Source organism: Dysgonomonas massiliensis (assembly GCF_900240225.1).
Taxonomy (GTDB): Bacteria; Bacteroidota; Bacteroidia; order Bacteroidales; family Dysgonomonadaceae; genus Dysgonomonas; species Dysgonomonas massiliensis.
The window spans coordinates 77,698-89,367 of record NZ_OEPV01000005.1 but is presented as its reverse complement, the minus strand read 5'-3'; the positions used below and the strand labels follow the sequence as shown (position 1 = coordinate 89,367).

At 36.3% G+C, this 11,670-nt stretch carries 9 protein-coding genes; 6 read left to right on the top strand and 3 right to left on the bottom strand.

Features of this window, described 5'->3' with window-relative positions; genetic code table 11:
* Nucleotides 1-4: 4 nt before the first annotated feature.
* On the top strand, nucleotides 5-1,438 hold the full coding sequence (locus C1A06_RS06455; protein WP_101689430.1) for a glycoside hydrolase family 125 protein: 1,434 nt from the start codon (nucleotides 5-7) through the stop codon (nucleotides 1,436-1,438).
* A 14-nt stretch (nucleotides 1,439-1,452) separates the two neighbouring features.
* Nucleotides 1,453-3,762, top strand: coding sequence for a GH92 family glycosyl hydrolase (locus C1A06_RS06450; RefSeq protein WP_101689429.1), 2,310 nt, complete (start codon nucleotides 1,453-1,455; stop codon nucleotides 3,760-3,762).
* A gap of 167 nt (nucleotides 3,763-3,929) precedes the next feature.
* Here the strand turns inward: C1A06_RS06450 and prfB are convergent.
* A protein-coding gene (prfB, locus tag C1A06_RS06445; RefSeq protein ID WP_101689428.1) for a peptide chain release factor 2 occupies nucleotides 3,930-5,043 on the bottom strand; the annotation gives its coding sequence in 2 pieces (ribosomal slippage) (nucleotides 3,930-4,979 and nucleotides 4,981-5,043; 1,113 coding nt in all).
* A gap of 136 nt (nucleotides 5,044-5,179) precedes the next feature.
* Here prfB and C1A06_RS06440 point away from each other — a divergent pair.
* Together C1A06_RS06440 and C1A06_RS06435 are read left to right on the top strand one after the other, a co-directional pair.
* Nucleotides 5,180-5,632 (top strand): GNAT family N-acetyltransferase, encoded by a 453-nt coding sequence (locus tag C1A06_RS06440; RefSeq protein WP_101689427.1) that lies wholly within the window; start codon nucleotides 5,180-5,182, stop codon nucleotides 5,630-5,632.
* A gap of 216 nt (nucleotides 5,633-5,848) precedes the next feature.
* Nucleotides 5,849-6,427, top strand: a complete 579-nt coding sequence (locus C1A06_RS06435) for a YceI family protein (protein WP_101689426.1) — start codon at nucleotides 5,849-5,851, stop codon at nucleotides 6,425-6,427.
* Nucleotides 6,428-6,479: 52 nt separating this feature from the next.
* On the opposite strand, the gene C1A06_RS06430 is transcribed toward C1A06_RS06435, so the two are convergent.
* Nucleotides 6,480-7,157 carry an ankyrin repeat domain-containing protein gene (locus tag C1A06_RS06430; protein WP_101689425.1) on the bottom strand — a complete coding sequence of 226 codons (678 nt, stop codon included), beginning with the start codon at nucleotides 7,155-7,157 and terminating at the stop codon, nucleotides 6,480-6,482.
* A gap of 355 nt (nucleotides 7,158-7,512) precedes the next feature.
* Between C1A06_RS06430 and C1A06_RS06425 the strand changes: the two genes are divergently transcribed.
* The gene (locus tag C1A06_RS06425) at nucleotides 7,513-8,772 is read left to right on the top strand and encodes a tyrosine-type recombinase/integrase (RefSeq protein ID WP_101689424.1); all 1,260 of its coding nucleotides are present in this window, start codon (nucleotides 7,513-7,515) and stop codon (nucleotides 8,770-8,772) included.
* 1 nt (nucleotide 8,773) lies between these two features.
* Nucleotides 8,774-9,394, top strand: coding sequence for a helix-turn-helix domain-containing protein (locus tag C1A06_RS06420; RefSeq protein ID WP_101689423.1), 621 nt, complete (start codon nucleotides 8,774-8,776; stop codon nucleotides 9,392-9,394).
* A gap of 210 nt (nucleotides 9,395-9,604) precedes the next feature.
* Here C1A06_RS06420 and C1A06_RS06415 read toward each other — a convergent pair whose 3' ends face one another.
* Nucleotides 9,605-11,443, bottom strand: coding sequence for an ATP-binding protein (locus C1A06_RS06415; protein WP_101689422.1), 1,839 nt, complete (start codon nucleotides 11,441-11,443; stop codon nucleotides 9,605-9,607).
* Nucleotides 11,444-11,670 lie beyond the last annotated feature (227 nt).

The window sequence follows — 11,670 nt, the reverse complement described above, 5'->3', positions numbered from 1 at the left end:
TAATATGAAATTAAAGCACTTTTTTATATCATTCTTGATTTGTGGAGGGATAGGAACTTTATCCCTCAGCAGTCAAGTAAAATCTAAATATACTTCTCAGCGTAAGCCAGTCAAAGAAAGACTGTTTACTTCGCAGATTGTGGAGAGTGAGATTACTCGAATCAAAGCATTGTTGAAGAATCCAAAATTGGCTTGGATGTTCGAGAACTGCTATCCAAACACATTGGAGACTACTGTTCATTATCGACAGACAAACGGTATGCACGACACTTTTGTGTATACGGGTGATATCCATGCAATGTGGTTACGCGACTCGGGAGCACAAGTATGGCCTTATGTTCAGTATGCGAATCAAGACCCAAAGTTGAAAGATATGCTGGCAGGCGTTATCAATCGTCAGTTTATCTGCTTGACGATTGATCCTTACGCAAATGCGTTCAATGACGGAGCTAAAGAAAACAGCCGTTGGTCAACTGACGTCAGCAACGAGCCTACAAACCCTTACGTTTACGAGCGTAAATGGGAGATTGACTCACAATGCTACCCTATTCGTTTAGCATACGAATACTGGAAAGTAACGGGAGATACACAAGTGTTTGGCGACACATGGATCAAAGCTATCGAGAATGTTCTGAAAACAATGAAGGAACAACAACGCAAAGATGGTCCAGGAGAATATTTCTTCCTGCGTGTTACCGATCGTCAACTGGACACAAAGAATAACCGTGGATGGGGTAATCCAGTAAAACCGGTTGGATTGATCGCTTCAGCATTCCGTCCTTCGGACGATGCTACATCTTACGAATTTCTTGTACCTGCAAACTTCATGGCAGTAACTTCTCTTCGTAAAGCGTCCGAGATACTTCTGACTATCAACAAAAACGAGAAATTGGCCTCTGAATGTACAGCTTTGGCTGACGAAGTAGAAACTGCTTTGAAAAAATATGCGACTTACAACCACCCGAAATATGGAACGATCTATGCTTACGAGGTTGATGGCTTTGGTAATTATTATCTGATGGACGATCCAAATGTCCCTAGTTTGTTGGCAATGCCATACCTCGGAGATGTAGATGTAAATGATCCTATTTATCAAAACACACGCCGTTTTGTATGGAGTGAGGATAATCCTTATTTCTTCAAAGGTAAAGCCGGAGAAGGAATCGGCAGTCCACATATAGGTCGTCACGACATGATATGGCCAATGAGCATTATGATGAAAGCTTTTACATCGCAAGATGATGCCGAAATCAAAGCTTGCATAGAACAGCTTCTTGCAACAGATGCCGATACCGGCTTTATGCACGAATCGTTTCATAAAGACGATCCTAAAGAATTTACCCGCGAATGGTTTGCATGGCAAAATACATTGTTTGGGGAATTGATCATCAAATTGATTAACGATGGTAAATTAGACGTATTAAACTCAATCAATTAAGATTTATATTATATATGAAAAAATTGCTTCTCTCTTTTACAGCAATAGCCATTATCTTCTCGATGGCTACTTCTTGCAAAAAGACCAGCACCGAAATACAAGACGAGGTGGTTCGCCCTTCCGATCATGTTAGCACATTGGTCGGTTCGCTTTCTACTTTCGCTCTATCAACCGGTAATACATATCCGGCAACAGCTGTGCCATGGGGTATGAATTTCTGGACTCCACAGACGGGAAAGATGGGCGATGGCTGGACATATAACTATGCCGATCACAAGATACGCGGCATCAAACAAACGCATCAGCCAAGTCCTTGGATAAACGATTACGGTCAATTTTCGATCATGCCAGTAAAAGGACGCGATAAAATTGATCAGGATGCGCGTAGCAGTTCATTCTCGCACAAATCGGAAATTGCTAAACCATACTACTACAGTGTATATCTGGGCGACCACGATGTAATTGCAGAACTTGCACCAACCGATCGTGCAGCAATCATGCGATTTACATTCTCCGAAAGCAACGAAAATGCAGTTATAGTAGACGCTTTCGATAAAGGCTCGTACATCAAGATTATTCCTGAAAAGAATACAGTTGTAGGATATACAACTCGCAATAGTGGTGGTGTACCCGAAAATTTCTGTAATTGGTTTGTGATCGAATTTGACACACCATTTGCCAGCGCCGAAGTATGGAAAGACGGTAGCAAGATTGCAGTAGGAGCCACAGAGTACAAAGGAGATCATGCCGGAGCGATTGTCGGTTTCGACACAAAAAGAGGGCAGCAAGTTAACGCTCGTGTAGCTTCATCTTTCATCAGCCTGGATCAGGCCTATACAAATCTAAAGGAACTTGGAAGTGACAACTTCGATACAATCAAAGACAAAGCACAATCACACTGGGATGACATCTTAGGACGTATTCAAGTAGAAGGCGGTACTACAGATCAATACCGTACATTTTATTCATGTCTTTACAGAAGCGTCCTATTCCCTCGCAAGTTCTATGAAATAGATGAGAGTGGAAATGTTATGCATTATAGTCCTTACAACGGGAAAGTACTTCCGGGATATATGTATACCGACACTGGTTTGTGGGATACATTCCGCAGTTTATTCCCATTACTCAACCTAGTTTACCCTTCGGTAAACGAAGAAATTCAGCAAGGGCTGGTTAATGCTGCACTGGAAAGCGGATTCTTGCCTGAATGGGCAAGTCCAGGACATCGTGATTGTATGATAGGTAATAACTCGGCCTCTGTTGTAGCAGATGCTGTAATGAAAGGTATATCAGAAAAAGATCTTGAGACATTATACAAAGCATTGGTACATGGTACTGAAAATGTTTATCCTGGTGTAAATTCAACGGGAAGACTTGGACATGAATATTATAATACCTTAGGCTATGTTCCTTACGATGTAGACATCAAAGAAAATACAGCTCGTACATTAGAATATGCATACAACGACTGGTGTATATTGCAGATTGCTAAAAAGCTGAATCGTCCTGAGGAAGAGATCAGCAAATGGAGTGCAAGAGCGATGAATTATCGTAATGTATTCGATCCTGAAACAAAACTAATGCGCGGACGAAACAAGGATGGAGAATTCCAATCTCCGTTCAATCCATACAAATGGGGAGATGCTTTCACCGAAGGAAATAGCTGGCATTACACGTGGAGTGTTTTCCACGATGTACATGGCTTGATGGCTTTGATGGGAGGTAAAGAAAGCTTTACTCAAATGCTTGATTCTGTATTTGTAGTACCACCTATATTCGACGATAGTTATTATGGGTTCGAAATCCACGAGATAACCGAAATGGTTATTATGAATATGGGAAATTACGCTCATGGTAATCAGCCTATTCAACACATGATTTATTTGTATAACTGGGCTGAACAACCATGGAAAAGCCAATATTGGGTACGCGAAGTAATGGACAAGCTCTATACGCCGCTACCAGATGGATATTGCGGAGATGAGGACAATGGGCAAACTTCGGCTTGGTATGTTTTCTCTTCGTTGGGTTTCTATCCTGTTTGCCCTGGTACTGACGAGTACGTAATAGGTTCTCCGCTATTCAAAAGAGCAATTATCACTCTTGAGAACGGAAATAAGATCGAGCTTTCAGCTTCTGACAACTCATCGAAGAACAGATATATTTCGTCATTGAATGTCAATGGTAAAGATTATACGAAGACTTTCTTTAATCATTCGGATATGATAAAAGGAATGAAGATTGACTATAAAATGTCCTCAACACCTAATAAAGAACGAGGTTTTGAGAACGACGATTTACCATATTCATTTTCTAAGGAGTAATAGGCTTACTTCCTTCTGTGCCGAGACATTTAGTTGGTAATTCCAGCTCAAGTTTTGGCACAGATTTTCTAAGATGAAAGGGGAAGTCCAATTATTTATTTTGATAAACTAAAGAGAGGAATTGATAATTATCAATTCCTCTCTTTAGTTTATATCCTATTTATAGATTAAGCTTCATCTCCGTACTCCATCAAATATGCTTTGATAAAGTCATCGATATCGCCATCCATTACGGCATTTACGTTAGATGTCTGATAGTTTGTGCGGTGATCCTTCACTCGACGGTCGTCAAAGACATAACTGCGGATTTGAGATCCCCATTCTATCTTTTTCTTTCCGGCCTCGATAGCTGCAGTCGAACGACGACGACGTTCCAACTCCATCTCGTACAATTGAGATTTCAGCAAACGGATAGCATTGTCCTTATTGCCAAACTGTGAACGGCTCTCAGTGTTCTCGATAACTATTTCTTTTTCTTCACCGGTATCAGGGTCTTTGTATTTATAGTGCAAACGTACTCCGGTCTCTACTTTATTTACGTTCTGACCTCCAGCTCCACTCGAACGGAAAGTATCCCATGTTAAATCTCCTTGGTTTACTTCGATCTCAATAGAGTCATCAACCAATGGCACAACAAAGACTGATGCAAAAGATGTCATTCGTTTACCTTGAGCGTTATAAGGCGATACACGTACCAAACGATGAACTCCATTTTCGGACTTCAAATAGCCATAAGCATATTCACCCTCTACCTGAAGTGTAGCTGTTTTGATTCCGGCCTCATCACCTTCCTGAAAGTTGGTAATGGTTGTTTTATATCCTTTATCTTCGCACCAACGCTGATACATACGGAATAGCATCGAGGCCCAATCCTGACCTTCGGTGCCTCCTGCTCCACTGTTTATCTTAAGTACGGCTCCTAGCGAATCTTCTTCACGACGGAGCATATTGCGTAGCTCAAGATCCTCTAGTACAACCAATGCATTTTTATAAGCTTCGTCCAATTCTTCTTCTGTCAGAATTTCCTCTTTCAGATAATCAAAAGCCAACTGTAGTTCTTCAACAGCAGCATTTACAGTGTTATATCTTTCGATCCAGCCTTTAAGCTCACGGATAATCTTCATTTGAGCCTCAGCAGCCTTATTATCATCCCAAAAGCCTGGAGCTTGTGTGCGTAATTCTTCTTCTTCTAATTGAATTTTCTTGGCATCGATGTCAAAGATACCCCCTCAACGCTTGCTCGCGTTCCAACACTTCTTTGAGTTGGTCTGTAGTAATCATATTTTATTGATTCTTTTAGTTATTACTTCTTGTTTCGGACTGCAAAGATAGCATTTATGTCTTAAAATATTCTTTTTACAAATCACAAAGCGAAGCTATCGGCAAGAATTATTTAACTTTATACCAAAATCGACATATGACAATTGACTGGCAACTGAAATCTTTCGACGAACTGACAAATTACGAAGTATATGAAATATTACATCTTCGTAGTCGAATCTTTGTTGTTGACCAGCAATCCATTTATATAGACCCGGACAACTACGATCAGAAAGCGATGCATCTGTGTGCGCTCAGCGGCAATAAAATTATTGCGTATGCCAGATTATTTCGATCGGGCGATAAAATAGGATCTGCAACCTTCGGACGGGTACTTGTTGATCAATCACTCCAGAAACAAGGCATTGGCAGAGAACTGGTAAGCCGCTCAATAGCCATACTTCATCAAGAGTATAATGAGAACACGATTCAAATAGAAGCTCAGTTATATCTACAGAAATTTTATTCTGATTATGGTTTCATTTCTATAGGAGAACCATACATCGAAGACAATGTACCTCACATCAGAATGGTTCTACACTTTCAATAAATGTTAACTTCCAACCCCATTAGTAACCTCTAGGTAACTATCGTTAGTAAACTAAGCGCAACAAGTTTATTGAGCTAAATCACAATCAAATACACAAAAGCATAAATTTAATCAATATTTCTTTAGCTAAAACCATTGAACTTATTTCCATTGGAATTTGTTTACACTATACATTAACAGTAATTTTAATTTTACAAACTAAAACAAAAAGACTCGATGAAAAAGTATTTATTAATTCTTATTACAATGGCACTACCTATACTATTATCAGCACAAGTACAAACTTGGAAAAACGACCCTGCACATTCTCGCATGGGATTTACAATCAAACACCTTGCGGTTTCGGAAGTTGCAGGATTCTTCTCAGACTTCGAAACTACAGTTACATATTCTAAAGCCGATTATTCGGATATGAATGTTCAGGTTACAGCTAAAATTGCCAGCATCAATACTGGAATTGAGATGCGCGACAACCACTTGAAAACAGCAGATTTTTTCGATGCTGAGAAATTTCCGGAAATGACTTTCACAAGTACTAAAGTTGAAAAAATAGACGATAACAATGCTAAATTATTCGGCAACCTGACATTACTTGGAGTTACCAAAGCTGTTGAGTTACAGATTACATACAACGGAACAGTAACAAATCCGATGAACAACCAACAAGTTGCAGGATTTAAAGTAACAGGTGTAATCAACCGTAAAGACTTTGGTATGGGCATGGGATTTGCTGACAATTTTGTTGGCGACAATGTGAACATCATAGTAGATGCAGAATTCAATCCTGCTCAATAAGACAAATCAACCTACATACCTCTTAAGCACTTGCAGCAATGTAAGTGCTTTTTCATTTTAGCAATAGTCCCAACTCTTTCTTTACTGAGTCGTTGCCATCAGAACCTACATTTATCCGCTCGACATAATCTAATGCAGTTTTTCCATTAACATCTTTTGCGTATTTATTGGCACCATACTTCAACAAAAGCTTTACTTTTTGAGGCTCTCCCTTAAATGCAGCCAACATCAAAGCAGTTATGCCATCGACATTCCTTTTTTGATTTGTCTTTGCACCATGTTTCAATAATACCTCAAGGACTTCTCTAGAGCCAAAACTTGCAGCATTCATCAAGACTGAATAACCATTATCTAAGGTTTCGTTCGGATTTGCACCATATTTAATCAATAACTCAACATTTAGAGCGCTATTCTGAGAAGAAGCAGTCATCATATATTTTTCAGGAGTCAAAACTTTGCTAGTATTGAGCAATGCTTTTACAGCAATTTCATTGTTTTTTCTCAAAGCAATATCTAAAGCTGTTAATTTCCATCCAGTATTTTCATTTCCAGAGATAAAATTCACATCTGCTCCCTGCTTTATCAATTCTAAATAAGCAGTAATCTGATTATTATAGATTGTAACCATCAGAGGTGACCAAGAATCTCGATTTTCATCCCATCTTTCTTTATGAGCAAAAGCTGATGAACATATTAGAGGAATAATAATTAACAGAAGCAATCTTTTCATTGGATAGATTTTTAGAGAGAAACTCCATTTTTATCATTGATAAAGTTATTGATATATTATAGAAAATGTATCAAAGAAAATCCTATCCAAATATATAAAATTATAACTACGTAATCATAAAGTTATTAATAACAAAAAAGCACCTACATTTCTGTAAGTGCTTTTTAATCGTCGGGATACCAGTATTTAAATATGTGTATATTTACAAAACTTAGGTTTCTTAAACAAAAACATAATTAATTAATAAACAATATATTACTAAATTATAGCACCTTTAGTTTCGCAAATAAAAGTTAATTATTATATTTGAGAAACCATAAAAGGTGTTCTATTTGGTGTTCTAATAAATAACCTCATGCTAATTACTCGAAAATATTACAAAGGTGCTTTAGTCGCTTATTTCAAAAAAAATAATTCTGTTGTTCGCTATCCTGTATTTCGCACAGATGAGAAGAATATAGGACGCTATATGAGGTTAAAGGAAAAACCTCAAGAATATAATGCAGAAATTGAAAATGCAAAGATAGATCAAGCAATGGCAATTATAAATGATGCTATTGTCAATATATTATCATTAAACCCTAATGCCAAACTATCGGTAAGTGCAATAAACGAATATTTAGGGCGGACAAAGTTAAAAGAGAGCAATTTAGTTAATGACTTAGAGGACTTTATTAATCAAAAATGGGATGAGAAGAAAAAAGATGATCCTTCATTGGTAGATAAGTTCCCTTCAGGACTAAAAGACTACAAAAGCTTAAAAAACTGTCTGCAAGATTATGAATACGATGAGAAACGGACTTTAACGATAGATGATATTGACGAATATTTTATTGAAGACCTCATAGATTATTTATTCGAAGAAAGACCTAAAATAGACGAGGAAACACAGTATAAGTATAAGACAGAAGGAAATTTGGTCAATAAAACTTTAAATAAAAGGTTGGAAAGCTTTTCAGCGTTTGTTCGGGGGTATTACCAAAACGACAAGATAGCTTCCTTAATATTTTCCCATCGCTATTCTTTAGAGCCGACTGATGTCATTAGAATAAACAGAGAAGAGTTGGAAAATTTCGCTAAAATGGAGCTAGAAACTGATAGCGAAAGAATGATCCGTGATTACTTCGTCTTTCTATGTCTTACAGGACTTCGTTTTTCAGACTTTATAAGCTTGAAAGAGACAAATTTTACCAAGACTAGAAATGGGATCATCCTACGTGTCAATACACAAAAAACGCGAAAAAAAGCTGAAATCCCATTGGTCGCTAGAGCTGTTAAAATAGCCAAAAGCTATGATTATAAATTCGATAACGTGATAAACCAAGTTTTCAATCGGTCATTAAAAGACCTACTCGAAAAATACGAACTGTTTGGAGATAAAATAGCCGTCTCGCAACAACGAAGAAGACATCATGAGGAAAATGTGATTTTACGCCGCGAAAAGATTAGTGCACATACAGGTAGGCGAACATTTATTTCTATCTTAGTGGAAGAAGGTATGCCTTTGCAGTTAATCATGGGTATGACAGGGCATACACAAATTAAAACCCTACAGATTTATATTGATAAATTTAGCCCAGAGAAAATAAAGTTTATGAAAGTGCTTGATTTTTAACATGGAAGAGCAACAAGAAGATAGGAACATAAAAGCGTTAATGGATTTCTTTAATGCAACAAAAGATAGCGAGGATATACGCATTGATGATGTGTATATCCGAGAAGCTATCATCTATTGCGTGAATAAATCAATACAAAAAGGAGAGCCTTTTGAAAATATTAAAAGGCAAATGGCTAGAATAAAACTGAATATAAACAAGGCATTTAAAGCTGTTTCGGAGTTTGATGAAAAAATGTTTGAAATGGACTTTACCCCTCTAGCAAAGGCTAACGACAGAATTAGTGATTTACGAGTTGAAAGCATAATCCGAAAGTTTGAGACTAAAAGCAAAGAAGAACGGCTAGAAGATTTAGTGAAGGAGTTTTACGGCGAAGACCTATCACAAATACCTGATAATTCGGAAGTTTTAGAAGGAAATACACATTCAAACATTGTACGTGAAGAGTCTATCTTACCTAAGAATGACGCTTACTTGACAGTAAAAGAGGTTGCTCTTAGATTGAAAATGTCGCAACAGGGCGTACGAAAGCATATAAAAGTTGGAAATTTGTATGCAGAAAGACTAGGGAAGCTATATCGGATAAAGGAATCTGACCTTTTGAAATTTCTCGGAAGATAGAGATTTGTTGATTCATAGGGAATTACACAAAAAATGCCTAAACTCATATTCTTCGCGATATTTTCATCTGTCCCCTTGCTTTTTAGAAATATCGCACTCTCGCGAAGTGATACTCATATTTAAATATCTATATTTCAATAGATAACAAAACGAGATTGCTATTTTGAAAATTCTCTTCTGTGTGATAGTTAAAATATCTTAATTCAAATATTAAATTTCGTACATTCTTTTTATCTCAAGAAACCAGCCCTCTACTTCTGAATATATTCCCATATCCTCAAACAAAGCTTTTGTCATTTTCGTTGAAAGCTTCCCATTCGCAATGGTCTTTATAACATTCCTCTCGGCTTTCCTCCGTTTCATATCCCAACTCTTAGTATCAATATTTTGCTCTTCGATAATAAGATCAGGAATGTTGCGTTCCTTCCAATCTTTAAGAAGATGAGTTAATGCTATACCAAATTGGTCTTCATATAGATCAGGATGAATATAATTTTCCATAGCTGACATTTGAGTTAAAATTCCGAAAGAACCATTATTTTTAATATTGACTTGATTGATTGAATTCTTATATTTTTCGTCTCCGTCTTTATCATATAAATGAAATTGACGTACATTTGAACCTTCTAAATAATCTCGCTTAATCCAATCCTCAAGATTACGTCCTTCCATTGGAATTATATTTATATTTTCTTCTCGTATATCTATGATTTGTTTCAATTCAGGGATATTTTGATTTATATTATATAAAAAGTTTCGATCATTTACACCTTCTACACAAATAACTAGCTTACTCAAATAAGGACTAACTCCTAGTGTTTTAGCAATAGATTTTAGCTTAAATTTATCTTCTACAAGAAATTTATTTTTCCCATTGGCATCAATTAATACTAAATTCTCTTCTTTGCATTTTTTTGCAACTTCAGGAGAGTGAGTTGTCATAATTACTGTATGAGTTTCTTTTGTTGCTATTTCCTTTAAGGCAGAGATGAGAAGCTCCTGATGATTTGGATGTTGTGATGTTTCGGGCTCTTCTATAGCATAAATTACATTCTTATTTTGGGCGTTTTTTCTTTCTGCTTCTGCTCTAAAATAGCTTAATAAAATCATGCGTCTAACGCCACTACCTCTTTTATTCATGGGTATATTGTCATCTCCTAAAAACGAAAAAGAGAATAGACTATCCCAAGCTTTAGTGGTCATATCAGGGCGCAATACACTAGCTAACTCAGGATTCATTTCTGCTAACTTATGAATTGTCTCCTTACCAATTTCTTGTGCTTTTTCTTCTATTAATTTCTTTACGTCCTCTAACTTATCTACAACTTCCTGTATTGCCGTTTTTGTGATCGCCTTCAGTGGCTCTTGCACTTCTTTGTCTGTATCTTTATTTGCTCTATCTGCTTGAAATAGGAAATACAAAGGAAAATCGTTACTTATGTTGTTTCCAATATTACGACCATCCTCTTTATCTATGGAAATATAAATTTCTTCGAAGTCCGAAATTTGAGATACTGCATAAATAGCTAATCTCATTTCAGTATTTGCTGTTTTTCTAGCTTCAATACCTTGTTGATTTACTTTTTCTTCAAAATCTTCAAATTTCTTCTTTAGATCTGAATTTTTAAGACTTATCAAAGGTGCTTCCATATAGACTTGAGGGTAATTCGCATTAAGGTAGGTTTTTAGGCTTGATGCAGTTAGTTTACCGCTAGAAAAGTCCCATTGTTTTACTACTTCTAGGAGTCCGCTACGATTTAATAGAAATTCTTTTTTTAGTGATGTTGGAACTGTTTCTATTGTATACTCTTTGTCTAAATCAACTTCGAAAGAAACAGCTATTTCAACCTTGTCAGAGCTTCTATACACACATAAATCATCAATCTCCATTTTTATTTTGTCAGAGTTGAAGAATATATCTAAAGCCTCCAAGATAGTAGATTTACCAATGTCGTTTTTGCCAATAATAACATTTAGGCTAGAAGAAAATTCAATTTCAAAATCTTTATATCCCCTAAAATTCTTCAACCTTATTTTTTTTATTTTCATGAGCCTTTATTCATTAAAGTATGTTATTGTATTGTAAAAGTATAGTTTTTATTTTTATAATCTTTTTTTTATTCTGAAAGTGAAAGCTATAAAATTATTTCTTAAAAAAAGGAGCATATCTGCACGATTATTGCATAACTATTACATTAATATAATGCTTTTATTTATAAATACTTTAAAAAAGTGCTCCTTTACTCAATTTTTAAAGATTCTGCTGTTTTTATTTT

What these genes read in the sequence shown, in the direction of transcription:
- C1A06_RS06455 (WP_101689430.1), top strand. Translation starts at nt 5, where the DNA reads ATGAAATTAAAGCACTTTTTTATATCATTCTTGATTTGTGGAGGGATA.
- C1A06_RS06450 (WP_101689429.1), top strand. Translation starts at nt 1,453, where the DNA reads ATGAAAAAATTGCTTCTCTCTTTTACAGCAATAGCCATTATCTTCTCG.
- C1A06_RS06440 (WP_101689427.1), top strand. Translation starts at nt 5,180, where the DNA reads ATGACAATTGACTGGCAACTGAAATCTTTCGACGAACTGACAAATTAC.
- C1A06_RS06435 (WP_101689426.1), top strand. Translation starts at nt 5,849, where the DNA reads ATGAAAAAGTATTTATTAATTCTTATTACAATGGCACTACCTATACTA.
- C1A06_RS06430 (WP_101689425.1), bottom strand. Translation starts at nt 7,157, where the DNA reads ATGAAAAGATTGCTTCTGTTAATTATTATTCCTCTAATATGTTCATCA.
- C1A06_RS06425 (WP_101689424.1), top strand. Translation starts at nt 7,513, where the DNA reads ATGCTAATTACTCGAAAATATTACAAAGGTGCTTTAGTCGCTTATTTC.
- C1A06_RS06420 (WP_101689423.1), top strand. Translation starts at nt 8,774, where the DNA reads ATGGAAGAGCAACAAGAAGATAGGAACATAAAAGCGTTAATGGATTTC.
- C1A06_RS06415 (WP_101689422.1), bottom strand. Translation starts at nt 11,443, where the DNA reads ATGAAAATAAAAAAAATAAGGTTGAAGAATTTTAGGGGATATAAAGAT.